Source organism: Actinokineospora globicatena (assembly GCF_024171945.1).
Lineage (GTDB): Bacteria > Actinomycetota > Actinomycetes > Mycobacteriales > Pseudonocardiaceae > Actinokineospora > Actinokineospora globicatena.
Map to the genome: position 1 here is coordinate 643,641 of NZ_JAMTCR010000005.1, position 26,495 is coordinate 670,135.

The 26,495-nt window shown below is 72.1% G+C and carries 24 protein-coding genes; 16 read left to right on the forward strand and 8 right to left on the reverse strand.

The features are described from left to right. Nucleotides 1-15: 15 nt before the first annotated feature. The gene (locus LV79_RS26680) at nt 16-1,647 is read right to left on the reverse strand and encodes a DAK2 domain-containing protein (protein WP_253840969.1); all 1,632 of its coding nucleotides are present in this window, start codon (nt 1,645-1,647) and stop codon (nt 16-18) included. 192 nt (nt 1,648-1,839) lie between these two features. On the opposite strand from LV79_RS26680, the gene rpmB reads away from it, so the two are divergent. Continuing rightward, nucleotides 1,840-2,031 carry a 50S ribosomal protein L28 gene (rpmB, locus tag LV79_RS26685; RefSeq protein ID WP_018682090.1) on the forward strand — a complete coding sequence of 64 codons (192 nt, stop codon included), beginning with the start codon at nt 1,840-1,842 and terminating at the stop codon, nt 2,029-2,031. Nucleotides 2,032-2,234: 203 nt separating this feature from the next. Here rpmB and LV79_RS26690 read toward each other — a convergent pair whose 3' ends face one another. From LV79_RS26690 to LV79_RS26710, 5 genes are all read right to left on the reverse strand, one after another. Beyond that, nucleotides 2,235-3,794 carry a coiled-coil domain-containing protein gene (locus LV79_RS26690; protein ID WP_253840970.1) on the reverse strand — a complete coding sequence of 520 codons (1,560 nt, stop codon included), beginning with the start codon at nt 3,792-3,794 and terminating at the stop codon, nt 2,235-2,237. 75 nt (nt 3,795-3,869) lie between these two features. Beyond that, nucleotides 3,870-4,547 (reverse strand): DUF6230 family protein, encoded by a 678-nt coding sequence (locus LV79_RS26695; protein WP_253840971.1) that lies wholly within the window; start codon nt 4,545-4,547, stop codon nt 3,870-3,872. Further along, nucleotides 4,544-5,167 carry a hypothetical protein gene (locus tag LV79_RS26700; RefSeq protein WP_253840972.1) on the reverse strand — a complete coding sequence of 208 codons (624 nt, stop codon included), beginning with the start codon at nt 5,165-5,167 and terminating at the stop codon, nt 4,544-4,546. Before LV79_RS26700 ends, LV79_RS26695 begins: the two co-directional genes overlap by 4 nt. Then, nucleotides 5,164-5,598, reverse strand: coding sequence for a DUF6114 domain-containing protein (locus LV79_RS26705; protein ID WP_253840973.1), 435 nt, complete (start codon nt 5,596-5,598; stop codon nt 5,164-5,166). The genes LV79_RS26700 and LV79_RS26705 overlap by 4 nt, the downstream gene beginning before the upstream one ends. Nucleotides 5,599-5,608: 10 nt before the next feature. Next, nucleotides 5,609-6,328 carry a DUF6230 family protein gene (locus tag LV79_RS26710; RefSeq protein WP_253840974.1) on the reverse strand — a complete coding sequence of 240 codons (720 nt, stop codon included), beginning with the start codon at nt 6,326-6,328 and terminating at the stop codon, nt 5,609-5,611. Between the two features lie 358 nt (nt 6,329-6,686). Between LV79_RS26710 and lepB the strand changes: the two genes are divergently transcribed. The 5 genes from lepB to LV79_RS26735 all read left to right on the forward strand — a co-directional run bounded on the left by lepB (nt 6,687) and on the right by LV79_RS26735 (nt 15,998). Beyond that, nucleotides 6,687-7,232: a signal peptidase I gene (gene lepB, locus LV79_RS26715; RefSeq protein WP_253840975.1), complete on the forward strand. Its 546-nt coding sequence runs from the start codon at nt 6,687-6,689 to the stop codon at nt 7,230-7,232. Nucleotides 7,233-7,406: 174 nt separating this feature from the next. After that, complete coding sequence (locus tag LV79_RS26720; RefSeq protein WP_253840976.1) at nt 7,407-8,528, forward strand: S8 family peptidase; 1,122 nt, start codon at nt 7,407-7,409, stop codon at nt 8,526-8,528. Between the two features lie 162 nt (nt 8,529-8,690). Further along, nucleotides 8,691-9,818 carry a discoidin domain-containing protein gene (locus tag LV79_RS26725; protein WP_253840977.1) on the forward strand — a complete coding sequence of 376 codons (1,128 nt, stop codon included), beginning with the start codon at nt 8,691-8,693 and terminating at the stop codon, nt 9,816-9,818. 199 nt (nt 9,819-10,017) lie between these two features. Further along, nucleotides 10,018-13,392, forward strand: coding sequence for a pyruvate carboxylase (locus tag LV79_RS26730; protein ID WP_253840978.1), 3,375 nt, complete (start codon nt 10,018-10,020; stop codon nt 13,390-13,392). A 302-nt stretch (nt 13,393-13,694) separates the two neighbouring features. Then, a complete protein-coding gene (locus LV79_RS26735) occupies nt 13,695-15,998 on the forward strand; it encodes an ATP-binding protein (protein ID WP_253840979.1) in 2,304 nt (767 codons plus the stop codon). A gap of 580 nt (nt 15,999-16,578) precedes the next feature. On the opposite strand, the gene LV79_RS26740 is transcribed toward LV79_RS26735, so the two are convergent. Beyond that, a complete protein-coding gene (locus LV79_RS26740; RefSeq protein ID WP_253840980.1) occupies nt 16,579-18,666 on the reverse strand; it encodes a HelD family protein in 2,088 nt (695 codons plus the stop codon). 201 nt (nt 18,667-18,867) lie between these two features. Between LV79_RS26740 and rsmD the strand changes: the two genes are divergently transcribed. Both rsmD and coaD read left to right on the forward strand, forming a co-directional pair. Then, complete coding sequence (gene rsmD, locus LV79_RS26745; protein WP_253840981.1) at nt 18,868-19,425, forward strand: 16S rRNA (guanine(966)-N(2))-methyltransferase RsmD; 558 nt, start codon at nt 18,868-18,870, stop codon at nt 19,423-19,425. Nucleotides 19,426-19,477: 52 nt separating this feature from the next. After that, the gene (gene coaD, locus LV79_RS26750; protein WP_253840982.1) at nt 19,478-19,972 is read left to right on the forward strand and encodes a pantetheine-phosphate adenylyltransferase; all 495 of its coding nucleotides are present in this window, start codon (nt 19,478-19,480) and stop codon (nt 19,970-19,972) included. A 78-nt stretch (nt 19,973-20,050) separates the two neighbouring features. Here the strand turns inward: coaD and LV79_RS26755 are convergent, their stop codons facing one another. Beyond that, nucleotides 20,051-20,491: a GNAT family N-acetyltransferase gene (locus tag LV79_RS26755; protein WP_253840983.1), complete on the reverse strand. Its 441-nt coding sequence runs from the start codon at nt 20,489-20,491 to the stop codon at nt 20,051-20,053. A 72-nt stretch (nt 20,492-20,563) separates the two neighbouring features. Between LV79_RS26755 and LV79_RS26760 the strand changes: the two genes are divergently transcribed. From LV79_RS26760 to LV79_RS26795, 8 genes are all read left to right on the forward strand, one after another. Continuing rightward, on the forward strand, nt 20,564-20,992 hold the full coding sequence (locus LV79_RS26760) for a guanyl-specific ribonuclease (RefSeq protein ID WP_253840984.1): 429 nt from the start codon (nt 20,564-20,566) through the stop codon (nt 20,990-20,992). Between the two features lie 139 nt (nt 20,993-21,131). Next, nucleotides 21,132-21,851: a DivIVA domain-containing protein gene (locus LV79_RS26765; RefSeq protein WP_253840985.1), complete on the forward strand. Its 720-nt coding sequence runs from the start codon at nt 21,132-21,134 to the stop codon at nt 21,849-21,851. A 108-nt stretch (nt 21,852-21,959) separates the two neighbouring features. Next, a complete protein-coding gene (locus LV79_RS26770; RefSeq protein WP_253841215.1) occupies nt 21,960-22,538 on the forward strand; it encodes a YceD family protein in 579 nt (192 codons plus the stop codon). A 45-nt stretch (nt 22,539-22,583) separates the two neighbouring features. Continuing rightward, a complete protein-coding gene (gene rpmF / locus LV79_RS26775; RefSeq protein ID WP_253840986.1) occupies nt 22,584-22,766 on the forward strand; it encodes a 50S ribosomal protein L32 in 183 nt (60 codons plus the stop codon). Between the two features lie 24 nt (nt 22,767-22,790). After that, a complete protein-coding gene (gene rnc, locus LV79_RS26780) occupies nt 22,791-23,537 on the forward strand; it encodes a ribonuclease III (protein WP_253840987.1) in 747 nt (248 codons plus the stop codon). Further along, entirely contained in the window at nt 23,530-24,390 is an 861-nt protein-coding gene (gene mutM, locus LV79_RS26785) for a bifunctional DNA-formamidopyrimidine glycosylase/DNA-(apurinic or apyrimidinic site) lyase (RefSeq protein WP_253840988.1), read from the forward strand. Before rnc ends, mutM begins: the two co-directional genes overlap by 8 nt. 445 nt (nt 24,391-24,835) lie before the next feature. Beyond that, nucleotides 24,836-25,165, forward strand: coding sequence for a PadR family transcriptional regulator (locus LV79_RS26790; RefSeq protein ID WP_253840989.1), 330 nt, complete (start codon nt 24,836-24,838; stop codon nt 25,163-25,165). Further along, on the forward strand, nt 25,162-26,364 hold the full coding sequence (locus LV79_RS26795; protein ID WP_253840990.1) for a DUF1700 domain-containing protein: 1,203 nt from the start codon (nt 25,162-25,164) through the stop codon (nt 26,362-26,364). The genes LV79_RS26790 and LV79_RS26795 overlap by 4 nt, the downstream gene beginning before the upstream one ends. Nucleotides 26,365-26,495: the final 131 nt, after the last annotated feature.

Sequence of the window (26,495 nt, forward strand, 5' to 3'; positions counted from 1 at the left end):
CAAGAGCGGGTGGGGTCATTCGACGCCGAAGAGGATCAGGGAGTCGGGTTGGCCGCCGCGGTGGACGGAGAGGTCGGCGTCCGGGCGGTGTTGGTGGAGGTAGTGCGACAGCGTGTCGGTCAGGCCGGGGGGTGCGGCTTGGCCCACGAGGGCGGTCACCAGCTCACCGCCCGCGGCCAGCATTCGGTCGACCACGCCGATCGCCGCGCGGCCCACCGCGTCCGGGCCCGCTGGTCCGGGTTCGATCAGCACGACCTCGCCGTCCGCGAAGCCCAGGACGTCCCCGGCTCGGCACGGGCCCACCCAGGTGATGCCGTCCGCCTCGGCGATCACGAGTTCGCCGCGTCTGGTCGCTGCCGCTGCCTCGGCCATGGCCACGACGTCGTCGCCTGCGCGCCTGCGGGGGTCGTGGACCGCGATCGCTGCGAGGGCCTGGACCGGGGACGCGCACGGCACCACCACGACGTCCTGGCCCGCCGCCACTGCTCGGATCGCGGCCTCGTCGGCGACCGCCATCAGCCCCGTGTCCCCGGGCAGCACCGTCACGTGCGCGGCGGCCGTCCCGGTGATCACCTCCAGCAGCGCATACGGGTCCGGCTCGCTCGCGCCGATCCGCAGCACCGCGACACCCTCGGCGACGAAAAGCTCCGCCAGGTCCTCCCCGCGCACGGCGGCAACCACCGCCCGGTCACGGCTGTAGCGCTGCGGTTCGGCGGACGGGGTGTCGGCGAACCGGGCCACCCTGATCCGCCGGGGGCGCCCCGCGTCGATGCCCGCCTCGATGGCCGCGCCGATGTCGTTGCAGTGCACGTGCACGGTCCACAGGCCGTCGCCGTCGCCGACCACCGACACGCAGTCGCCGAGCCGGTCGAGGTCGTCGCGCAGCCGGTCGGCCGCGGCGTCGTCGGTGTCGTGCAGCAGGTACATGACCTCGTAGCCGTACAGGTCCGACCCGCCTTCCCGCGCCATGACCAACCGGGTCTCCAGGCCGTCCGGCTCGTCCGCCCGTGCCCGCGCCGCCGCGACCACCGCCGCGGGTTGCTCGGCGACCACCGCGACCAGGGCGTCGAGCAGCACGACCACGCCGCGTCCGCCCGCGTCGACGACCCCGGCCTCGGCCAGCACGGGCAGCTGCTCGGGGGTCCGCCGCAATGCCTCAGCGGCCGCGCTCGCCGCCGCCGAGGCGACCTCGTGCAGGTCGTCGCCATCGTCGGCCGCCGCTGCCGCGTCCAAGACGCTGAGCATGGTGCCCGGCATCGGCTCGGACACCGCCGCCGTGGCCATCCTGGCGCCCGCCCGCAACGCGGCTCGCAGATCCGGCCCGCCGATCGTGTCCAGGCCGCGCAGCGCCTCCGCCATCCCCCGCAGCAGCTGCGACGCGATCACCCCGGAGTTCCCGCGCGCCCCGGCCAACGCCCCGCGCGCGGCCACCCCGAACGCCGCCCCCGCGTCGACCCGATCCGCCGACGGCGCGCGCAGCAGGGCCTCCAGGGCCGCCCGCAGCGTGTCCAGCAGGTTCGACCCGGTGTCCCCGTCGGCCACGGGGTAGACGTTGATCCGGTCGATCCCGGCCCGGTGCGCGTCCAGCGACTGCACGCAGGCCGCCACCCACCGGCGCACCTCCCCAGCGTCCAACGCGTCGAGCACCGCCACCTCCTACCGGTTCCCGCGAGGGTAGCCCGCTCGACGCCCCCGGTTTGGAGGCGCACGCGAGCACCGGTTACCCTGTCCCGAAGCACCTGGGCCTGCCCGGGTTCTCGTACGTGCGCCCGTCACGCCCCCCGCGCTCTCCGCGCAGTGGGCCGGTGCGGGTAATACCAACGCGAAGGAGTGTCTGACGTGGCTGCCGTGTGCGACGTCTGTGGCAAGGGGCCAGGCTTCGGCAAGTCGGTCTCGCACTCGAACCGGCGGACCAACCGCCGCTGGAACCCGAACATCCAGACCGTGCACGCTCGCCTGGGCATCTCCCAGCGCAAGCGCCTCAACGTGTGCACCTCCTGCCTCAAGGCGGGCAAGGTCGTCCGCGGCTGATCGTTCGGCGAGTCACCCACAGCTTTCACCAGCAGGGCCGGTACCCACACGGGGACCGGCCCTGCTGCCGTTCCCGGGCCAGTGCACGTGAGCCGGTACGAGAATCAACCCCGCCGCCTGTCCGCGTCTCTGAGCGTTAGGTGTCGACATGCAGGACGGGCGGTACCGGGACTGAGTCCGGTACCGCCCGTCCTGTGGTGTTCCTAGCGGGAGCCCGCCTTGGCGGGGGTGCCGTTCTTGGTGTTGCCGCCGGTCTTGAGGGCGGAGCCGAGGCTTTCGGCGAAGTGCTGGCGGGCTTCTTCCAGCACCGCGAAGGTGCCCGCGACCTGCTCGGAGACCCGGCGTTCGAAGGCGTCGGCCTGTTCGTGGCGGGCGGTGGCGTCGGCGAGCTTGGCCTCGGCGTTGGTGACGAGGTCGCTGGCGTGCTTCTCGGCGGCGTCGCGCTTGGCCTTGATGTCGGCGTCGGCGGTGGTCCTGGCCTGGGTGAGGGCCTTCTCGGTGTCGGCCTTCTGCTTCTCGGCGTCGGCGACGAGCTTGGCGGCTGCCTTCTCCGCGGTCTCGCGCTGGGCCTTGAGTTCGGCGTCGGCCTTGGACCTGGCCTCGGCGAGGGCGCGCTCGGTGTCGGCCTTCTGCTTCTCCGCGTCGGCGACCAGGCGCGCGGCGGCCTTCTCGGCGGCGTCGCGCTGGGTGCGGATGTCGGCGTCGGCGCTGGCCCGCTGGTCGGCGAGGGCCTGCTCGGTCTCCTCGGTCTGCGCGAGCAGCGCGGCCTCGATGGCGGCGGTCTGCTCGGCGAGGCTGGTCTCGACCTCGGTGGTGCGCGCGGCCAGCGTCTGCTCGACCTGCTCGGTGCGCGCCGCGATGGCGGCCTCGGCGGTGGCCCGCTGCTGGCCGACCTCGCGCTGGGCCTGCTCCTCGGCGGCGGTGCGGCGGGCGGTGGACTCGGCGTCGAGGGCCTCGCGGGCGGCGAGCGCCTCGGTGTCGAGCTGGTCGCGGTGCGCGGCGGCCTCGTCGTAGAGCTGCGCGATGCGCGCCTCGTTGGCCTTCGCCTGCTGCTCGATCTCGGCGCGGGCGTCGGCCATCAGCTTCTTGTGCTCACCGGCGAGCGTGGCCCGCATCGCCTCGTACTCGGCGTCGAGCTCGGCGTGGTTGCGGGTGTAGTCGGCCTCGAGCTGCTTGCGCCGCTCCTCGAGGTCGGCGATGAGCCGGTCGTGCTTGGCCCGCAGGTCCTTGGCGTAGGCGTCGGCCTCGCCCCTGGTCTTGGCCGAGGCGTCGTCGGCCTGCTTGGCCGTCTTGCCCGCGTACGCCTCCGCGTTGAGCCGGGTCTGCGCGGCGTAGTCGTCGGCGGCGGTGCGCGTGGCCGCCGAGTACCCGTCCGCTTCCTTGCGGGTGTTGGCGCCGTAGCCCTCGGCCTCGGCGCGGGTCGCGGCGCCGTAGTCGTCGGCCTGCCGCTTGAACTCGGCGATCTCCTCCTCGGCCAGCTGCATCATCAACCGCACCCGCTCGGTCATGCCCTCGGTGCTGTTGGGGTTGGCGCTGATCCGGTTGAGCCGGGTCGTGGTCTCCAGCAGTTGCTGCTGCAGCGAGCCGAGCGACTTGGTCAGCTCGGCGACCTTCGACGCGGCGTCGTCGCGGCCCTTGGACGCGTGGCGCAGGTCGTAGGTGAGGCGGGTGACCCGTTCGTTGACCTGGCGCGGGTTGTACCCGCGCAGAACGGTGTCGAAGTGCGGAAGTCGGTCGGTGGACTCGGCGTCACCAGAGGGCATTGCCCCACTTTAGTATGACCGTCGCGGGAGTGAACCCGCCGGAGTAGTTAATTCTCAGTGTGAGAGACCGCGCCGCTACGGATTGCCCTGCGGCGCCACGGGTGCGGCGCATTGCCCCCGGCCCGGCTCCATCCGCAACGCCAGGTTGGGCAAGCGGAACGGCTGCGGGATCGACATCACCGCGATCTGTCCGCGCACCTGGCGGAATTCCGCGAATGTCGCATCGATGCCCACCCGGTGCTCCGCGACGGGAACGCGAAGCGGATTCGGTGCGGGATTCCCCGCCGCGTCCTTGATCGTTGTGACGTTCTCGCCGGGCAGGCCGATCGCGACCACGCCGTCCATGTCCAGCGCGCCGGTCGCCGACACCACGTCCAGTTCCACGTTCTCGGTCTGGATCTCCCAAGTGGACCGGTTCCCGTCGCCGCCGGTCACGTAGACGGTGAACCACGCGCCGAGCACCTGTTGCTGGAACGACAGGCACAGCTCGTTGAGCCGCCCCTCGGCGAACCCCAGTCGTCCCACCCGCACCACGGTCGTGCTGCCGTCGGCGTTCTGCCGGGTGACGTCGCCGACCGACAGCCCGAAGTCAGTCCCATACAGACCACTGGTGGACAACGACAACGTGCCGCCTTGGACGACGACCTCGCTGGCGAGCGCACCGCGGGCGACCTGTGCCCCGAGCACACCGGCGAGCGCCAACGCGGGGACCGCCAATACCGCGGCCTTGCGCCATTGCGTGCGGCCCCTCACGAGGTGCCCTTGCTGGTGACCGACAACGACGCGCTCGGCAGGCGCACGGGGTTGTCCCGGCCGGAGGTGGGGGAGGGGTTGAACGCCTTCAACGCGTAGAGGTCCATCCGGACGTCGCACAGGTGCACGCTCAGCGAGAGGCCGAGGCTCAACAACCACGCGGCGGGAAGCGCGCACAGCAACAGCGGGCTCGACGCGTAGAGGTTGTTGGCCCACAGGTCGGTCTGCATCTGCTGACCGGTCGAATTCGTCCCGCCCAGTTGGGTGGTCCCGGGCGAACCGAGGGTGAGCGCGTAGGTGGAGCGGCTACCGTCGGAGATTGTCAGGTCGTCGAGGGTGAGCGCGCGGAACGTGTAGTGCGCGGCCTGGAACGACACCCCGTTGGCGTCGACGACGGTCTCGGTGCCCTTGTACTGGATCGACGCGGCGTAACCGGAGCTCGCGGTCACCTTGAGCGGTTTGTCCTTCGGCGTGGTCAGGAAACCGATTTGCGGCGCCGGGGTGGGTGCCGCCGCGAGCGCGGCCTCCGCCCGGAAGTAGGGCAGGTCCGGCACGATCGCGCTGCCCAGCACGAGGGCGAGCACCGCGGCGAACACCGCCGGTTTCCGGACCCGCCTCATGCCGCTTCCCCGACCGGTTCCGGCTTGACCCGCCGCGGTCCCCAGCCGAAGGTCATCGACCCGCCCAGGATGCCGAGCAGCATGCCGACCAGGAACCCGCCCAGGTTGGACCCGACCAGCGACGCCACCGCGAACAGCACCCCGAGGAACCCGGCCAGGTGCCGCGACTTGGGCGCGAACCACGCGCACAGTCCGAACAGGACAAGGCCGCCGCCGAGCAGGTACCCGGCGATGCCGCCGAACCCGGCGCTGAGCACCACCGCGATCGGCGCGAAGGTGAGCGACATGATCGCCCAGCCGCCGAGCACCATCCACAGCCCGCCCCAGAACGGCCGGGTGCGCCGGAAGTCGGTGAACCAGCGCCAGCCGGACCCGACGGCCTGACCGGCCCTGACCAGCGCGGTGCTCGACCGCGCGCTGCCGTGTGCCATGGCGCGCCCCTCAGCAGTTGACGGTGCCGGGCACGATGCCCAGGTTCAGCTTGGGCAGCGTGATGTTGCCGCTGATCTCCGCGGTGTAGGCGTCGGCGGTCAGCCCGGTCACCCGCACGACCCCGGCTTCCAGGCCGAACGCGCCGACCGTGCCGCCCTCCAGCGGCTGCCCGCCCATCTGCACCTGGTGCGCGGTCTTGCCCAGCACCATCTCCGAGAACTGGCTCTGCGTGCCCTGCACCGCCTTCGCCTCCAGGATCAGGTTGTAGGCGTCGATGACGTCGGCGCCGCCGTTGGGCGTGCCGTCGACGGGGGAGCCCGCGTTGAGCTTGAGCGTGTAGGGCAGCCCGAGGATGGTCTGGTGGATCACCGCGCACAGGCCGTCGAGCTTGGCCGACTGGAACCCGGCGCGGGCCATCGCCTCGCCCTTGCCCGCCTGGCTGCCGTCGGCGAGTTGCCTGCTGTGCAGGAAGGCGGCGAACCCGCTGCCGTTGACCTGGTCCGAGCGCAGCGTGAACGGCTGGCCGGAGACGAAGAAGTTGGCCGCGAGCGCGCCCTGGGCCATCGCCACGCCCAGTGCCGTCGCCACGGCGGCTGCGGGCAGCGCGACCAGGGTGCTGCGCCCCCACCTGGTGCCGGTCCGGGGTCCCGTGGCGTCGGCCCGCATCCGCTCGTTCCAAGCGCGCAGCGCGGCCCGGGGGCGGAGTCGGCTGTGCTCGGGTCGGGGCATCGGCGCTCCCAGTGTGTAGATCGGTGGCGTGTGATCGGTGGCGTGTGGTCGATGACAGCCCGGTGTGCGGACCCGCGCTGACCTGCGCGGGAGCCCGTCCGCCCCGGTGGTGGGCAACACCATGGCAAACGGCGTGGGCGACCGACAAGGGGCCAATCGCAGTAGGCCGTGACCTCAAGTCACAGTTACCTAGGCGTAACAGCTACTGGCCGTGACGGCGGCCAACAAAGATTGCGAGTGATCTCAATGGTCATGGCCTCGCGAGCAGATCAAGGCTGGTGCGCCGGTTCGGACGATGGTGACTCTGCGTCGATGTGTAACGGTTTGATAAGTACTACCGTGAGGTAACCTCTGGCGCGTGCGGATCCGGGTCTGGCGGGTGGTCGGCGTGGCGGCGGGCGTGGTCGCCGCGCTCGTCATCACGGCCGTCGTCGCCGTCGCCGTGCTCGCGATCCCGATCTCCGGCGGCAGCATGAGCCCGACCTACCGCGACGGCGACAGGGCGCTGCCGTACCCGTTCCGCGGCCCCGACGACGTCGAACGCGGGGACGTCGTGGCGACTCGGTTCGCCGCCGACGGCCCGGTGGTCGTCAAGCGCGTCATCGCCACCGGGGGAGACCGCGTCCGGATCGACCCCGGGCCCGTTGTTCGCGTTCTCCCAGCGGGGGAAACCGAGTGGCGCACGGTCCCGACCGCAGCCGACTGGGGTGTCAAACCGGTCGAGTGCTGCGGCCCGGACGGCAAGGCGGCGGACAGTCCGGCGGACGCCTTGGTGCCCAACGGGATGCTGTTCCTGCTCGGCGACAACCCGGGTGGTTCCGACGATTCCCGCGCCTTCGGCTGGGCGCCCCGAGAACTGGTCGGTGCAATTGTCTGGACCACTGCGTGGCCGCCGGAGTGGTGATCGGCAGGCCGTGGCAACTGGTGAACCTTGCCGCCCACCCGGGACCCCAGTACCGAATTCCCAATGGACATCTCCCCGCACAGCGGATTCCGCCGACCTTCCGGGCGAGCGGCGCGAACCGGGCTCGTCGTCGTTCTGTCCGCCGCCTTGGCCATCGCGCCCGCCATCATTCCCGTGCCGGCCACCATTCCCGCGGCCGCCGCCATTCCCGCGGCCAGCGCTGCACCCGCGACCGCTGAGACCTATGTCGTTGTTCTGCGACCCACGACCGCCGCCGAGTTCGGCACCCGGGTCACCGCTCTCGCCAACCACTACGGCGCGCGCGTCGAACGCCAGTACACGTCCGCGCTATCCGGCTTCTCCGCGCGGCTCACCACATCCGGCGCGAAGGCACTGGCCGCTGACCCGTCGGTCGCCTACGTCGTCCCCGACACCCCGGTGCGGGCTTACGGCGGACAGCCCAACCCGCCGTCGTGGGGGCTGGACCGCGTCGACCAACGCAAGCTCCCGCTCGACAAGCGCTACCGCTACGACACCCTCGCCGCCAACGTCACCGCGTTCATCCTCGACACCGGTGTCCGCGCGACCCACGCCGACTTCGGCGGCCGTGTCCGGGGCGGGCGCGACTTCGTCGACAACGACAACGATCCCGACGACCAGCACGGCCACGGCACGTTCCTCGCCGGTGTCGTCGGCGGAAAGGAGTACGGACTGGCAAAAGGTGTCAAGCTCGTCCCGGTGCGGGTGCTCGACAAGAACGGCTCCGGCAGCGTGTCCACCGTCATCGCGGGCATCGACTGGATCACCGCCAACGCCGGTGGACCATCCGTGGTGAACATGAGCCTCGGCGGCCGGGCGAACCAGGCGCTCGACGACGCCGTGCGCGGGTCCATCACCGCGGGCGTCACCTACTCCGTGCCCGCGGGGTCCTCCGGCGGGAGCGCGGGGACCATCTCGCCTGCCCGGGTCACCGAGGCCATCACCTCCGCGAGCCTCACCCAGACCGATTGCGCCGCCGTGAACTCCAACTCCGGCCCCGTGGTCGACCTGTACGCGCCCGGCGTCGGCATCGTCGGTCCGTGGATCACCGCCAACGACGCCAAGGTGACGCTCAGCGGGACCTCCCTGGCCGCCGCGCACACCACCGGCGCCGCCGCGCTGCGCCTGGGCACCCAGCCGACGCTCACCCCGGCGGGCGTGCAGGCGGCCCTCGTGCGCTCCGCGAGCACCGGCGTGTGCGAACTCCCCGTGAACACAGCGGATCGGATCCTCTACACCGGACCGTTCGGATACTGAACGGTTCGCGGCACCGGCGCGGCCGTCCGGGTGAGACCCCTGGCGCGACCGCCCCGGTGCCGGCACCATCCGCGGCGGTGCGGTCGGTCTGGGGGCCAGTCGACGGGCGCACCGCACCCACGTTCGACGGGGCGCCAGTCGCCCTGACCGAGAGGACCCACCGTGCCCCCAGGTGGCACCAGACCGCGCGTCGTGCCGTTCGCCGTGCTGGTCACCGTGGTCAGCGCCGCGCTCAGCGCCAGCCCGGTCCCCGCGGCCGCCGACCCCGAACCGGACCGCCTCGTCCCCAAGCGCACCGTTCGGGAAGCACCGGTAGATCTACCTAGCGCGATGGCGCGCTTCTGGGTCGCGTATTCCAGCGGCGCGGACCCGCGCAAGGCCGCAGCGATCCTGGACGCGCTGCTGCGGGCGGAGGGCACACCCAGCGAGCCTGTGCGCCGCGCGGTGCGGATGCTCGTCGCGCACGCCGGTGGCGACCAGCGGCGCGCCTGGTGCGAGCGGCTCGACCTGCTCGGCGTCCCCGCCCCGCCCCGGCACGCCGCGTTCCTCGCCGCCGCCTTCGCCGCGTCCGACCAGGCGTTCGGACTGACCAGGCAGACGCCGGTGCCGACCGCGCAGACCGCCTACGCCGGTCACGTGCCCGCCAGGATGACCGACGGTGACGCCGCGACCTTCTACTGGAGCGACGGCGCCCCCCAGCCGGGCACCCAGTTCGTGCTCGACCTCGGCCGGGTCCGCCCCGTGCAGGGCGTCGCGGTGGCCATGGGCACCGCCGACCGGCCGCGCGACTTCCTGCGCTCCGGGGTGCTGGAGGGCTCGGTGGACGGCGTCGACTGGGCGACCGTGCGCCAGCTGCCCGGCCTGCCGACGGTGACCGCCACCCTGGGCCCCGGCTCGCGTGATGTTCGTTACCTGCGGCTACGCGCCACCGCCGGTCAGCGGCACTGGCTGGCCGTCCGCGAGGTCTCGGTCCGCCCCGGGCCCACCGACGCCGCAGGCGACGGCGACCCGGCCACCGCCTACCGGGTGACCGGCGGGCCGGTCGAGGTGAACCTGGGGGTCGACCAGCCGCTGGAGCGGATCGTCGTGCTGGCCGACCGGGGCACCCGCCAGGGCGTTCCCGTGCAGGTCCGCGACGAGGCGGGCACCTGGCGCACCGTGGGCAGGCTCGGTGGCGAGTACACCGACGTCGCCGCGCGCGGGATCGTGGCCGGGCGGGTGCGGGTGCTGTTCGGTCCTGACTCGACGGGGACCGCCGTCCGTGAGATCGTGGTCCGGCCCGCGCGGTGAACGCCCGTTAATCGGCGCGCCCGGGGCAAGCCGCCGATCGGGGAGTAAATCCTCCCAGAACCGGCCCGAAAAGCCGGAAAACCTAGAATCCCGATCGATCGGCATGGCGCCTGTCACGTGGGACTATGTTCCCGACGCGTGGGACATCCGGGATAATCTCCGCCGACCGACTTCTCCAGGTAGCAGGAGGTAACCGGGCATGTTCCGCAAGGTGCTCGTCGCCAACCGAGGCGAGATCGCCATCCGGGCGTTCCGAGCCGGGTACGAACTCGGCGCTGGGACTGTCGCGGTCTTCCCCTACGAGGACCGCAACTCCCCGCACCGGATGAAGGCCGATGAGGCCTACGAGATCGGTGCGCCCGGCCACCCGGTGCGCGCCTACCTCTCCGTCGAGGAGATCGTGAAGGCCGCCACCAAGGCGGGCGCCGACGCGGTCTACCCCGGGTACGGCTTCCTCTCGGAGAACCCGGAACTGGCCAAGGCCTGCGCCGAGGCCGGGATCACCTTTGTCGGCCCCGACGCCGACATCCTCGAGCTGACCGGCAACAAGGCGCGCGCCATCGCCGCGGCCAGGGAAGCCGGGCTGCCGGTGCTGCGCTCCACCGCGCCGTCGACCGACGTCGACGCGCTGCTCGTGGCGGCCGAGGAGATCGGGTTCCCGATCTTCGTCAAGGCCGTCGCCGGTGGTGGCGGCCGGGGCATGCGCCGGGTCGAGGAGGCGGGCGCGCTGCGCGAGTCGCTCGAGGCGGCGATGCGCGAGGCCGAGTCGGCCTTCGGCGACTCCACGGTGTTCCTCGAGCAGGCCGTGCTCGACCCGCGCCACATCGAGGTGCAGATCCTCGCAGACGGCGCGGGCAACGTGATCCACCTCTACGAGCGCGACTGCTCGCTGCAGCGGCGCCACCAGAAGGTCATCGAGATCGCGCCCGCGCCCAACCTCGACCCCGCGCTGCGCGACCGCATCTGCGCCGACGCCGTGGCCTTCGCCCGCCACATCGGCTACAAGAACGCGGGCACCGTCGAGTTCCTGCTCGACACCCGCGGCAACCACGTCTTCATCGAGATGAACCCGCGCATCCAGGTCGAGCACACGGTCACCGAGGAGGTCACCGACGTCGACCTGGTGCAGTCGCAGCTGCGCATCGCCTCCGGCGAGACCCTCGCCGACCTGGGCCTCACCCAGGACGACATCTACCTGCGCGGCGCGGCGCTGCAGTGCCGGATCACCACCGAGGACCCGTCCAAGGGCTTCCGCCCGGACACCGGCATGATCAGCGCCTACCGCTCCCCTGGCGGCAGCGGCATCCGCCTCGACGGCGGCACCGCGGCGGGCGCCGAGGTCAGCGCCCACTTCGACTCGATGCTGGTCAAGCTCACCTGCCGCGGCCGCGACTTCGCCGCCGCGGTGCGCAGGGCCAAGCGGGCGGTCGCCGAGTTCCGCATCCGCGGCGTGGCGTCCAACATCCCGTTCCTGCAGGCCGTGCTCGACGACGAGGACTTCGTCGCGGGCCGGGTCACCACCGCGTTCATCGAGCAGCGCCCGCACCTGCTGACCGCGCGCAGCTCCGCCGACCGCGCGACCCGGCTGCTGACCTACCTGGCCGACGTCACGGTCAACAAGCCGCACGGCCCCCGGCCGCACATGATCGACCCGCGGGAGAAGCTGCCCGCCGTCGACCTGTCCACCGAGCCGCCCGCGGGCACCAAGCAGAAGCTGGTCGAGCTCGGCCCGGAGGGCTTCGCCCGCTGGATGCGCGAGAACAAGCGGGTCGGCGTCACCGACACCACCTTCCGCGACGCGCACCAGTCGCTGCTGGCCACCCGGGTCCGCACCAAGGACCTGCTGGCCATCGCCCCGCACGTCGCCCGCAGCACCCCCGAGCTGTTCTCCCTGGAGTGCTGGGGCGGGGCCACCTACGACGTGGCGCTGCGCTTCCTCGCCGAGGACCCGTGGGAGCGGCTGGCCGCGCTGCGCGAGGCGGTGCCCAACCTGTGCCTGCAGATGCTGCTGCGCGGGCGCAACACCGTCGGCTACACCCCGTACCCGACGGAGGTGACCGACGCGTTCGTCCGCGAGGCCACCGACACCGGCATCGACATCTTCCGCATCTTCGACGCGCTCAACGACGTCGAGCAGATGCGGCCCGCGATCGAGGCGGTCCGCGAGACCGGCACCGCGATCGCCGAGGTCGCCCTCTGCTACACCGCCGACCTGTCGAACCCGGCCGAGCAGCTCTACACGCTCGACTACTACCTCAAGCTGGCCGAGCAGATCGTCGGCGCGGGCGCGCACGTGCTGGCCGTCAAGGACATGGCGGGCCTGCTGCGCCCGCCCGCCGCCGCCCGGTTGATCACCGCGCTGCGCAAGGAGTTCGACCTCCCGGTCCACCTGCACACCCACGACACCGCCGGCGGCCAGCTGGCCACCTACCTGGCCGCCATCCAGTCCGGTGTGGACGCCGTGGACGGCGCGGTGGCGTCGCTGTCGGGCACCACCTCGCAGCCCTCGCTCTCGGCGATCGTGGCCGCCACCGACTACAGCGACCGGGAGACCGGGCTGTCGCTGCAGGCGGTGTCGGACCTGGAGCCGTACTGGGAGACCGTGCGCCGGGTGTACGCGCCGTTCGAGGCGGGCCTGCCCGCGCCGACCGGCCGCGTGTACCACCACGAGATCCCCGGTGGTCAGCTGTCGAACCTGCGCACCCAGGCCGTCGCGCTCGGCCTCGGCGACCGGTTCGAGGACATCGAGACCATCTACGCCGCCGCGGACCGGATGCTCGGCCGCCTGGTGAAGGTCACCCCGTCCTCCAAGGTCGTCGGCGACCTCGCGCTGCACCTGGTTGGCGCGGGTGTGGACCCCAAGGAGTTCGAGGCCGACCCCGGTCGCTTCGACATCCCGGACTCCGTCATCGGCTTCCTGCACGGCGAGCTCGGCGACCCGGCGGGCGGCTGGCCGGAGCCGTTCCGCAGCAAGGCGCTCAAGGGCCGCCCGGCGCCCAAGGGCGTCGCGGAGCTGACCGAGGCCGACCGCACCGGCCTGGCCGAGGACCGCCGCGCGACCCTCAACCGGCTGCTGTTCCCCGGCCCCACCAAGGAGTACCTGGCCCACCGCGACCAGTACGGCGACACCAGCGTGCTGGCCAGCAAGGACTTCTTCTACGGCCTGCAGCAGGGCAAGGAGTACGCCGTCGAGCTCGACCGCGGCGTGACGCTGCTGCTGGAGCTGGAGGCGGTGGCCGAGGCCGACGAGCGCGGCATGCGCACCGTGCTGGCCACCCTCAACGGCCAGCTGCGCCCGATCCAGGTCCGCGACCGCTCGGTGGCCGCCGACCTGCCCGCCGCGGAGAAGGCCGACCGGTCCAACGCCAACCACGTCGCCGCCCCGTTCGCGGGCGTGGTCACCCTCGCGGTGGCCGAGGGCGACGCGGTGGAGGCGGGCGCCACCGTCGCCACCATCGAGGCGATGAAGATGGAGGCCGCGATCACCGCCCCCAAGGCGGGCACCGTGGGCAGGCTCGCGATCGGCGCCGTGCAGCAGGTCGAGGGCGGGGACCTGCTGGTGGTCCTGCGCTAGTCGAAACTGCCGGTCCGCACCCCACCGCACCCGTTGACGACAGCGGGGCGGTGGGGTGCGGCCTGTCCGGGAAACTACGTACCCGGCGCGTGAGCCTGCTCCCAGCGGGCCGGGAAAGCCCAGGCAGGCGGGCCCGCGACGGCTCGTCGACCGCCGTGGCGATGGAGGGCGAGCGTGCTGCCGAGTAGACATCAGGGGGTCGGGGTGCTGGTGCGGGTCGCCCGCTCCCAGCCCGTCGTGGACACATGGGGGTGGGCTGCGGCGTCGGGCGGCCCGCCAGCGGGTCCACCTAGGGTGGCTGGGTGGCCACTGGGGACGAGCTGACCGCGGCGCGGCGCGTTCCGGTCTCGACGTTCGTCGGCCGGGACCGCGATCTGCGCGTGCTCGCCGAACGGGTGCGCGCCACCAGGATGCTGACCGTGCACGGCGCGGGCGGGGTCGGCAAGACCGAGCTGGTCCGCCGGATGGTCGTGGACTACCCGGCGCCGGTGCACTTCGCCGACCTGACCCAGGTGACCGACCCCGGTCTGCTCGTCACGGTAGTGGCCGAGTCCGTCGGGGTCCGCGACCACTCCGCGCGGCCCCCGCTCGCCGCGCTGCTGGACCACTTCGGCGACCACGCGGCGTTGGTGGTGCTGGACAACTGCGAGCACGTGGCCGAGGCGGCCGCCGACCTGGCCACCGCGCTGCTGGCCGGTGCCCCCGCGCTGCGCGTGGTCGCCACCAGCCGGATCGGACCGCTGCACGTCCCGGGGGAGCGGCTATACCGGGTCGAGCCGCTCGCGGTGCCCGCCGAGGGCGCCACGCTGGAAGCGGTGCAGGCGACGGACTCGGTGCGGCTGCTGGTCGACCGGGCGTGCGAGGCCACTCCGGACTTCGCGGTCACCGCGGCGAACCTGGCCGACGTGGTGCGGCTGGTGCGCAGGCTCGACGGCCTGCCGCTGGCCACCACCCTGGCCGCCGCCCGGCTGCGCACGCTGACCGTCGGCCAACTGGTCGGCCGGTTGGACACCGCGTTCTCCGTGCTGGCCTCGCACCGGCGCGACCTCGCCCCGCAGCACCGCGCGCTGGTCGTGGTCCTGGACTGCACCTACCGGCTCTGCGACGAGGCCGAACAGCTGGCCTGGGAGCGGTTGTCGGTGTTCGAGGCGGGCTTCGACCTCGACGCCGCCGAGGACGTCTGCGCCGACGGTGCCGCGATCACCCGGGACCAGGTGCTGGACCTGGTGGACGGTCTCATCCAGAAGTCGGTGCTCGACGTCTGCGGCGGCGACGGCGGTGTCGCCCGGTACCGGATGCTGGAGACGACGCGCCAGTACGCCACCGAGCGCTTGGCGGAGCGCGGCGAGACCAAGGCGGTGCGGGACCGGCACCTGCACCACTACCACGACTTCGCCACCACGGCGGCGGGCAAGTGGTTCGCGCCGGGGGAACGGGAACTGCACTGGGTCAACCGCGCGGTCGCCGAGTTCGCGAACCTGCGCTCGGCCATGCAGTACGGCAGCGACACCGGCGGCGAGACAGCGGTAACCGGCCTGGGGATAGCGGCGGCGTTGGCGAACGTCCGCGTGTGGTTCTTCCGCGGCACGATCCGCGAGGGATACCACTGGCTCAACCAGTTACTCGCGGTGCAGCCGCCGTCGTCGCCGCTAGGACCGCGCGTGGAGGCCGCGGTCAACGCGTGCTGGATCGCGGTTTGCATGGGGGACAAGGCGCGCGCGGACGCGGCTCTTGCCCGCTGTCAGGCTCTAGCGCCGCGCGACCCCGCCACCGCGTTCGCCGAGGGCACCCACCGCCTCGTCATCAACGGCGACGCTGCTGCCATCCACCAACTCGCCCGCGCCAGGCAAGAACTGTCCGCCGCGGGCCGCCGCGGCGCCGCGCACATGGCAGGCCTGTTCTGGGGCATGGCCACCGCGTTCCTCGGCGACCGCACCCAGGCCCGCGCGGTCAGCGCCGAGATCCACACCGAGGCCGCCGCCCACGGCGCCGCCTGGGCCACCAGCTGGACCCGCTGGGTCCAGGCCCTCACCGAACTCCGCCACGGCTCCCCGACCCGCGCCGTCGCCCTGTTCCGCCAGTCCCTCACCGAACAGCGCTCCTGGGACGAGCGCTGGGGCGCGGTCTGGAGCGTCCACGGCATCGCCTGGTCCCTCACCGCCGCGGGCGACCACCCCCGAGCCACCCAGGTCCTCGGCGTCAGCCACACCCTCCGCGCCACCACCGGCGTCCAGATCATCGCCATGATCCCCTTCGGGGAAGTCCACGCGGAGGTGGAACGGCAGTGCTTGCGCGCGCTCGGGATTGACCGGTACCGGAGCGTTTTCGCTTCTGGGGCGGAGCTGGCGTTGGCTGAGGGACAGGCGGTGGCACTGGGGGAGGCGTCTACTGTGGACGATCCTTGGCTGGAGATCACTGCCCGGGAACGGGAGGTGGCTGAGTTGGCTGCTCAGGGGTTGAGCAATCGGGAGATCGCTGAGCTGCTGCGGATTGGGGTCCGGACTGTGGAGACGCATGTTCGGCGGTTGCTGCCGAAGTTGGGGTTGCGTAGACGTGCGCAGCTGCCGCGCTGGTTCGCCGACCACACACGGCCCCGGACGGCGTGAGGTTGGGGCGCCGGTCGTGTTTGTCCACATGGGGTGGAGTTGTCCACAGGCTCGAACTTCAGCCTCTCTCGCCCGGGCTTTCCCTGGGTAGGCTGTGTATTCGGGGGTCTTTGGGGCGGGTTGATCTTGCGGCAGTGCGTTGAGCTGGGGGAAGTCCGGGTGTCGTGCCTCCGCTTCGCTGCGGTGGACGCCTCGGCTGCGCCATCGGATTGACGCGAGTTTCGAGCGAAGCTCGATGGGGCGAACTTGTTTTGTGCGGGGCCCCTGAACCACCCGTGGCAGGACCGCAAAGCATGGCCCTGTCCGCTACCGACGCTACGGGTGGTCCTCCCCCACACAAAACAAGTCCACCCCATCGAGCTGGCCTGGCACCAGCGCCCTCGTGGAGCGGAGGGCGGCCAACGTCGTCGGCGGGCGTCTTGGGCCAACGTCGTCGGGTCTAAGCCAGTCGTCGGTGGTGGGCTGGACTTGGGCGTGGGGACTTGGTGGGGCGGGGGTGGTCAAACCCGGCGGGGTTGGTGGGGCGGGGGTGTGGCCAGGCCCGTCTGGGTTGGTGGAGCGGGGTGGCCAGGCGTGGGGGTTAGTCGGGCCAGCTGGGGTTGGAGGTGATGACGGTGAGGCGTTGGGTGGCGCGGGTTAGGGCGACGTAGAGGGTTCTGGGGCCGGTTGAGGATTCGCGGATGAGGTCCTCTGGTTCCACCAGGACTACCGCGTCGTATTCGAGGCCCTTGGATTCGAGGCCGTCGACCACGCGGACGCGGGGGTTGGCGAGGGTCTCGGCGGCGGTGCGGAGGGTTTCGACTCGGCTGGTGGAGGTGATGATGCCGACGGTGCCGTCTACCTCGGACAGGAGGTCCTGGGCGGCCTTCACCGCTGACTCGGTCAGGGCGGTGGTGACCAGGATCGTCGGGTCGACGCCGGTGGAGCGGACGGCGTGGGGGAGTTGGTCGGGGGTGGCGACGTCGCGGACGACCTTGCCCGCGAGGTCGAAGATCTCCGCTGAGTTGCGGTAGTTGGTGCGCAGACCGAAGCGGCGGCGTTGGGTGCGGGGGCCGCCGAAGGCGGTGTCCATGGCCTGGCGGGCCTCGGCGGGGTCGGGCCAGGAGCTCTGCACCGGGTCGCCGACGACGGTCCAGCTGGCGTACTTGCCGCGGCGGCCGACCATGCGCCACTGCATGGGGGACAGGTCCTGGGCCTCGTCGACGACGATGTGGGAGTACTCGTCGTAGTCCTGGCGGCGGCCACTGGCGACCGAGACCGGGGCGAACGGGTCGTGGTCCACCCGCCTGCGGCGCTTCGGGGGCCTGCCGAGGAGCACGCGCAGTTCGTCGAGCAGCGCGATGTCGGCCACCGACCAGCCCGGCTCGGCGAACGAGTCGGCCAGCATGTCCACTTCGGACCGGGTGAGGGCGCGGCCAGCGGCGCGGGCCAGGACCTTGCGGTCGGCGAGCGCGCGCAACGCCTCGGCCGGGGACTGCAGCAGCCACCACACCACGACGAACCGGTGGAAATCGATGCGCTCGCCGATGTCGCGCACCAGCTCGGCGCGCTTGACCGGGTAATCCTCGTAGGAGTCCGCCTTGCGCCACAGGGCTTCCAGCAGCGCCTCGGCGGCGTCCACCCGCGACGCGTTCGGCGGCCTGCGGCCGTTGTGCACCGCGGCGCGCACCGCGGCCAGGTCGCGGGCCTCCAGCTTGAGGACCTCGCCCCGGTACATGATGCGCAGCTCCGTCGGGGCACCCACCGGGGCCTCGCGGATGGCGCGCTTGAGGATCCGGCGCATCCGCAGCGACCCCTTGATCGCCGCCACCGGCGCCGGGTCCACCCTGGTCGCCGCCGCCCCGTCGAGCAGGTCCGACAACGACCGCAGCTCCACGTTGTCCTCGCCCATCGACGGCAGGACCCGGGAGATGTACGAGGTGAACGCGGGGGAGGGGCCGACCACCAGCACGCCGGTGCCGCCCATCCGCCGCCGGTCGCGGTAGAGCAGGTACGCCACCCGGTGCAGCGCCACCGCCGTCTTGCCGGTGCCCGGACCGCCGGTGATCTCGGTGACCCCGCGCCACGGCGCCCGGATCGCCTCGTCCTGCTCCTTCTGGATGGTGGCCACGATGTCGCGCATGTTCTCGCCGCGGGCCCGGGTCAGGCTCGCGATCAACGCGCCCTCGCCGACCACCGGCATCGTGTCGAGCCTGCTCTCCGGCATCAGCAGGTCGTCGTCGATGTCGACCACCGACTGCCCCGTCGAGCGGATCACCCTGCGCCGGATCACCTGCATCGGCATCTCGGCGGTGGCCTGGTAGAACGGCGCCGCGGCAGGCGCGCGCCAGTCGGTCACCAGGTTCTCGAAGTCCCCGTCGCGCACCCCGAGCCGCCCCACGTACTGCGTCTCGCCGTCGGTGCTGTCCAACCGGCCGAACACCAGGCCCTCGTGCTCGGCGTCGAGCGTGCGCAGGATCTGGGTGGCGTGGCGGACCATCACGTCCCGCTCGAAGAGCATCGCGGCCTGCTCGAACACGGCCTCGTTGCGCGCGCCGTGGGCGAGCTCGTCGCCCCGGACGCGCATGGCCTCCGCCTCGTGGCGCATCTCGGCGACGCGGGCGTAGACGATGTCGACGTGCTTCTGCTCGACCGCGATCTCGGCCTCTCTCACAGAGGTTTCCGACACGCAGCGCTCCCGGGGTGTTCTTCGGACGGAAGAGTGAGATTACGCGTTCGCGTGCGCGGGTGAATCGGTCGCCGGGTGGATGTGCTGTGCCTCACCCGCCCACCCGCCCTCTGCCTCACCCGCCCACCCGCCCCACCCGCCGGGTACCCAACCCCCACCCTGGTCCGGTGTGCCCGCGCGGCGGTCGGGCACCATGGCCCGGTGACCAGGATCGTGGCGGGCGTCGCTGGGGGCCGCAGGCTGGCCGTGCCGCCCAAGGGGACCCGCCCCACCGCCGACCGCGTGCGCGAGGCCCTGTTCAGCGCGCTCGCCGCCGCCGTCGACCTGGACGGGGCCAGGGTGCTCGACCTGTACGCGGGCTCCGGCGCGCTCGGCCTCGAGGCCCTGTCCCGGGGCGCCGCGCTGGTCACGCTGGTCGAGCACGACCGCAACGCCGTCGCCGTGCTGCGCCGCAACGCCGCGACCGTCGCGCTGCCCGGCGTCGACATCCGGGCCTCCCGGGTGGACCGCGTGCTCGCCGACCCGCCCGCCCTGCCCTACGACCTGGTCTTCGCCGACCCGCCGTACGCGCTCGACGACGACGAACTGGCGGGCGTGCTCGCCGCGCTCACGGTGGGCTGGCTCAGCCCGGATGCCACTGTCGTGGTGGAGCGGTCCACACGGTCAGGTGACCCGAAGTGGCCGTCCGCACTGGCCGCCACCCGCTCGCGCCGCTACGGCGAGACCACTCTGCACTGGGCGTCGCACGAGCCCGCGTGAGCGCCGCGACAGCGCCCGGTCGCACGCCCGTCCGGCTGCTACGGTCCGGATCATGACGCGCGCGGTCTGCCCCGGCTCCTACGACCCGCCCACCAACGGCCACCTCGACATCATCGAGCGCTGCGCCGCCCTGTTCGACGAGGTGGTGGTCGCCGTCATGATCAACAAGAGCAAGCGCGGCCTGTTCACCGTGGACGAGCGGCTGGCGCTGCTGGCCGAGACCGCCGCGCACCTGCCCAACGTGCGGGTCGACTCCTGGCACGGGCTGCTGGTCGACTACTGCCGCGCGCACGACGTCCAGGCCATCGTCAAGGGCCTGCGGGCGGTCAGCGACTTCGACTACGAGCTGCAGATGGCCCAGATGAACCAGGGCCTCACCGGCGTGGAGACCATGTTCATGCCGACCAAGCCGCTCAACAGCTTCCTGTCCAGCTCCCTGGTCAAGGAGGTGGCCACCTACGGCGGCGACGTCGCCCACCTGCTGCCGCCCACCGTGCACAAGCGACTCCTGGCCCGCCTCGCCGAGAACCGCGAAGCTGCCGGTTGATCCAGGGCCCTCCACGTCCCGTGCCAACTGGGGAACGATGCCGGGTGGGGACGAGGGGGCGGGTGGCGGGGGAGAGTGTTACAACGGCAGCTTCATGCCTACGTGGCTCGCGACGAAACCGAGGCGTTCGTAGAAGCGGTGTGCGTCCTTACGAGAGACGTCTGTGGTCAGTTGCACCAGGATCGCGCCGCGCTCGCGGGCCTCCTCGACCGCCCACTCGATCAACGCCTGGCCCAGCCCGCTGCCTCGGTGCGCTGAGTGAACACGCACTCCCTCGATCGTGGCGCGCGTCGCGCCCACTCGGGAGAGCCCGGGGGTGAAGGTCAACTGCAGCGTGCCGACCACCCCGCCGTCCGCCTCGGCCACCACCAGCACCTGCCGCTCGTCCGCCGCGATCTCGGCGAACGCCTCGTCGTAGCGGGGATCACCGGGGCTCTCGCGGGCCGCGCCGAGCGGGTCGTCGGCGAGCATGGCCACGATCGCGGGGACGTCCTCGGCGCGGGCGGGGCGGATGAGCACGTTCACAGCCTGCCACAACCGGGTTCACGCCACCGACAGCCGATGCTCACCTGATCGAGTTACGTTCCGTGAATGAGCAACCTCGCTGTGCAGTCTGCCAAGTCCAAGGGCGCCACCGCCTTGCTCGCCGTCATCCTGGCCGCGCTGGGCGTCTTCGGGGTCTCGACGGCCCCGAGCGCGGCGGCCGCCACCCAGGCGCAGCCCGCGTGCGGCAACACGTCCACCTACACCCGCGTCGCCCTGTCGAGCCTGCCGTCGCAGGCCACCGACACCTACCGCCTCATCCGGTCCGGCGGCCCGTTCCCCTACCCGCAGGACGGCACCGTCTTCCAGAACCGCGAGCGGATCCTGCCCGCCTGCGCGACCGGCTACTACCACGAGTACACGGTCAAGACCCCCGGCTCGTCGACCAGGGGCGCCCGCCGCATCGTCACCGGCAACGGCGGCGAGTACTTCTACACCGCCGACCACTACGCCTCCTTCCGCCTGATCACCTTCTGATCAACGGGCGCGGACCCGGGGGACGGGGCTGTCGGGGGACACGCCGGCGGTCACGTCCCCCGAGGTCCCGCGCCGAGCGGGCAGAATCTCCGCGTGGGGGCCTGTCGTGCCCGTACGGCGACCGGGCGGAGGAGGAGTCGTGTACAAGGTCTTCGAGGCCATCGATGAACTGGTCACGATCGTGGAGGAGGCCAGGGGGCTGCCGATGACCTCCGGCTGCGTCGTGCCCCGCGGCGACGTGCTCGAGCTGCTCGACGAGATCCGCGACGCGCTGCCCGCCGAGGTCGACGATGCCCAGGACGTGCTCGACCGCAAGGACGAGATCATCGGCTCCGCCGAGCACCAGGCCGAGCAGGCGCTGAGCAAGGCCACCATGGAGGCCGAGAACGCGATCGCCCAGGCCCGCGCCCAGGCCGAGTCGCTGATCGCCGAGGCCACCGCGCACGCCGACCGGCTGGTCGCCGACGCCCGCGACGAGGCCGACCGCGCCGCCGCCGCCGGGCGCGCCGAGTACGAGAGCCTGGTCGGCCGCTCCCAGTCCGAGGCGGACCGGATGCTGCAGGCGGGCCGCGAGTCCTACGAGCGCGCCGTCGCCGAGGGCCGCTTCGAGCAGGGCAGGCTCGTCTCCCAGACCGAGGTCGTGCAGGCCGCGCACGCCGAGTCCGCCCGCGTGCTCGACGCGACCGCCGAGGAGGCGGCCCGCCAGCGCGACGAGTGCGACGCCTACGTCGACGGCAAGCTGGCCGAGTTCGAGGACCTGCTCACCCACACGCTGCGCACCGTCGGCAAGGGCCGCTCCCACCTGCGCGGGCCGGTGAGCGTGTCCGCCGCGGTGCCCTTCGACTACGACGGCGGCTGATTTCCGCCTGGCCCACGCCGTCGCGTACCCTGTTGTGGCTGTGCCCCGGCGCAGCCCTGTGCTCTTGCCGCTTGATCCCCCGTGCCGAAGGTGCTGACCAGAACCGCCATGCCCGCGAACCGCAAGGCCACCGCCCGCCAGTCGCTCTCCAGCCCGTGGGTGATCGACACCCGCGAGCTGGGCAGGCGACCCGGGTCGAGCCGACCGGTGCGCCGCACCGCCACCGCGACCTACGTCCTCGGGCTCGAGGGCGTCATCGGCGTGCCGGTGGGGGCCGAGGTGGAGCTGGACGTGCTGCTCGAGTCGGTCGTCGAGGGCGTGCTCGTCACCGGCGACGCGACCGGTCCGCTGGCCGGGGAGTGCTCGCGCTGCCTCGACCCGATCACCGACGAGGTGACGGTGCGGGTCACCGAGCTGTTCGCCTACCCGGACAGCACGACCGACGAGACCACCGACGACGACGAGGTCAGCAGGCTGGTCGACGAGCGGCTCGACCTGGAACCGGTGGTGCGCGACGCGGTCGTGCTCGCCGTCCCGCACGTCCCGCTGTGCGCCGAGGACTGCCCTGGGCTGTGCCCCGGGTGCGGCGGCAAGTGGGCCGATCTCGGCCCGGATCACCGGCATGAGACCATTGACCCTCGGTGGGCCGCGTTGCAAGAGCGGTTCCAACAGGATCAGGGGCGCTAGCCCCACCCGCATCCTGCTCAACACCTTGTCAGAGGAGATTCAGTCGTGGCTGTCCCCAAGCGGAAGATGTCGCGTTCGAACACCCGCTCGCGCCGCTCGCAGTGGAAGGCCTCCGCGGTCCAGCTGGTGAGCTGCTCGAACAAGGCCTGCCGCGCGCCCAAGCCGCAGCACATCGCCTGCCCGACCTGTGGCCAGTACGACGGTCGCCAGGTCACGCAGCCCGCGTAGTCCCCGGCGAAAGCAGACCACGGCATGGGGGGTAAGGCCCGCGGCCCGCGTGCGGACCCGGAAACGCTGCTCGACGCGCTCGGCGTCCGCTTGGGCGCCGAGCTGCTCGTGCTCGCGTTGACGCACCGCTCGTACGCGTACGAGAACGGCGGCCTGCCGCCCAACGAGCGGCTGGAGTTCCTGGGCGACGCCGTCCTCGGGCTCGTGGTGACCGACCACCTCTACACGACGCACCCCGAGCTGCCCGAGGGCCACTTGGCGAAGCTGCGGGCCAGCGTGGTCAACATGCACGCGCTGGCGAAGGTGGCCAGGAACCTCGGCGACGGGGGGCTCGGCGCGCACCTGCTGCTCGGCAAGGGCGAGGAGCTCACCGGCGGCCGCGACAAGGACAGCATCCTCGCCGACGGCATGGAGGCGGTCATCGGCGCGGTGTACCTGCAGCACGGCATCGAGGTCGCCCGCGCGGTCGTGCACCGGCACTTCGACACCGCGCTGGCCGACGCCCCCGGTATGGGCCCCGGCCTGGACTGGAAGACCAGCCTGCAGGAGCTCACCGCGTCCGAGGGCCTCGGCGTGCCCGAGTACCGGGTCACCGAGGACGGTCCCGACCACCGCAAGGAGTTCAACGCGGTGGTCGTGGTCAACGGCCTGAGCTACGGCAACGGCGACGGCCGGACCAAGAAGGAAGCCGAGCAGAAGGCGGCCAAGGCCGCCTACAACGAGCTCACCGAGAAGATCAAGTCAGTCCTGGCCGACGACGACGGTGCCTGAGCTCCCCGAGGTCGAGGTGGTCCGGCGCGGCCTGGCCGACCACGTGGCCGGTCGGGTGGTGTCCCGGGTCGAGGTCATGCACCCCAGGGCCATCCGCAGGCACCTGCCCGGCACCGTCGACTTCGCCGGTCGGATCGTGGGCCGCGAACTTGTCGCCGCCCGCCGCCGGGGCAAGTACCTGTGGGTGGACCTGAGCTCCGGCGAGGCCGTCCTGGCGCACCTGGGGATGAGCGGCCAGATGCTCGTCCAACCGCCGGGCACCCCGGACGAGAAGCACCTGCGGGTCCGGCTGGTCTTCGCCGACGACGGCCCCGAACTCCGCTTCGTCGACCAGCGCACCTTCGGCGGCCTCTCCGTCGAACCGGTCGTCGAGGTCGACGGCGTCGCGCTGCCCGCCCCGATCGCGCACATCGCCCGCGACCCGATGGACCCGGCCTTCGACCGCACCGCCGCGATCGCCGCCCTCCGCCGCAAGCGCACCGAGGTCAAGCGCGCCCTGCTCGACCAGACCCTCGTCTCCGGCATCGGCAACATCTACGCCGACGAGGCCCTCTGGCACGCCCGCCTGCACTGGGCGCGCCCCACCGACGCCCTCACCGCCCGCAAGACCGGCGAGCTCCTCGACGCCGCCACCGCCGTCATGACCGCCGCCCTCGCCGTCGGCGGCACGTCCTTCGACGCGCTGTACGTGAACATCAACGGCCAATCCGGCTATTTCGACCGGTCCCTGAACGCTTATGGCCAAGAGGGACTTCCGTGCCCCCGCTGCGGCCGCGCGATTCACCGGGAACCATTCATGAACCGGTCCTCTTTCTCATGCCCCCGGTGTCAACCCCGGCCTGCCTCAGCCTGATCTCCTCTCCCGCCTGCCGTTGTGATCATGGCTCCGAACTGGGCGTTCGCGGTTGTCCACAACGCGCCGAGTTGTCCACAAACCCCTGGTAGCGCCTTGTTTGCCCCCACCCCTCCGGTAAGCTGGGAGCGGGGCCGCCCCCCGGGTGGGTGGGGGTCTGTCCTTTTTTGGGGGCGGGGCGGCGGGAAGTCAAGGGCGCTGGTGGGTGAATTCCGCGGGGGGTGGAATCGCGCTCTGGGGTGAGGGTGGGAATTCGCGGTCGCCTGATGTGGGGAATAGGGGAAATCGGGTTACTGGGGATGTGGGCCGTTGGTCGGGGGAGTGCTCGGGTTCTCGTGGCCGGTTGAGGGGTGGAGCAAGCAGGCGTGGCGCGAGGGGGGTGTGGCTTGCGCGGTAGTGCGCTATGCGCAATAGTGTTCACAGTGCGATAGCGGGGAGGGCGCGCATGGACACCAGTCAGCTGCTCAAGGGAGTGCTGGACCTGGCGGTGCTCGCGGTGCTGCGGGACGAGGACGGGTACGGGTACGACGTGCTGCGGCGGTTGCGCGGCGGGGGGATGGAGGAGGTGGGGGACGCGTCGGTGTACGGGACGCTGCGGCGGTTGTACCGGGCGGGGCTGCTCACCTCGTACGTCGTCCCCAGTGACGAGGGGCCGCACCGCAAGTACTACGGGGTCAACGACGCCGGGCGGGAGCGGTTGGTGGAGTCGGAGCGCGCCTGGCGGGCCTTCGCCGAGGCGATGGACGGGATTCTGACGAAGGGGGCCGTGGCGTGAACGCCGAGACGGAGACCCGGCCTGGGTTGGCTGACTACCTCGACCGGGTGCGCAGGGCGCTGGCCGACCTGCCCGCCGACGAGGTGACCGAGGTGATGGAGGACGTCGAGCCGCACGTCACCGAGGTCTTCGCGGAGGCGGGTGACGCCGACGAGGTGACCCGCCGGTTGGGCACGCCGGAGGCGTATGCGGCGGAACTGCGGGCCGCGGGCGGGTACCCGCCGCCGGAGCCTGCCCCCGGGCGGGCGCGGTGGGCGGCCAGGTACACGTTGTGGATCACGCTGGTGGTGGCGGTCGTCGCTTTCGGCACCGGGACGATCGCGCTGAGCGGCGTCAACGGCCAGTTCGCAGCCCTGGGGGTGTTCGCGATCTTCGCGCTCCCAGCGCTGCTGTGGCTGTTCTCCGGCAAGGTCCGACCGGCCGACGTCGAGGGGCTCGCCGAGTACCGGTACGCCCAGCGCAAGGGCAGCGCCCTGGTCGACCGGGTGCCCAGCAAGGCGGTCGACTACCTGCGGTCGCTGCGACCAGCCTGGTGGCTGGTTCGGGTGCTGCTGGTCGTCCTGGCCATCGCCATCGGCCACACGGAGACCGCGATCGTCCTGCTCGTGGTGGTTGCGCTGGTGTCGTGGGCGGAACCGCGTTCGCGCAGCGACCGCCGACTGGTGCCGGTCGTAGTGGCGGCAAACGCTTGCCTGGCCGGTGTGGTGGTGGTCGGGCTGCTCACCGTCCTCTTCAGCAGCGGTGGGCCATCACCCCGGCAGGCCTCCTACAACGACGTCAGCGGCCTGTACTACGACGGCAACTACGTCCAGAACGTCTACGCGGTCGACGCCCAGGGCAAGGCGATCCCCGAGTTCTACCTCTACGACGAGGACGGCAGCCCGATCAAGCTGTACTCCCGCGCCTGCTACGACAGCCGCGACAACGAGCCCGACTACGACAACAAGTTCCCGCTGCCGCACGTCGAGTACCGCGGGGGTACGTGCCTGGTCGAGCCCGGCCTGCCGTTCGTGCCGCTGCCGCCCGGGGCGACGAAGTCCGTCGCGCCGTCCGCGAGCGGCTCCGCCCCGACGACGGCACCACCGTCGACGACCGGCTCCGCGCCGGTGTCGACGGCTGAATCGGCCCCGGTGTCGACGACTGGGTCCGCCCCGGCTTCGACGACCGCGCCCGCTCCGACGTCGACCCCGGGGAGCTAGCGCCAGGACGGCGTGAAGACGGCGGTTCCCGGCGTCAAGGTCTCATCAAAGCGGGCCAGGTCCGGCCGCGGGAGTGCCACTCTCGCGGCCGGACCGTCCGCGTGGTGCGAGGATGCACCGAGGCTGGGTGC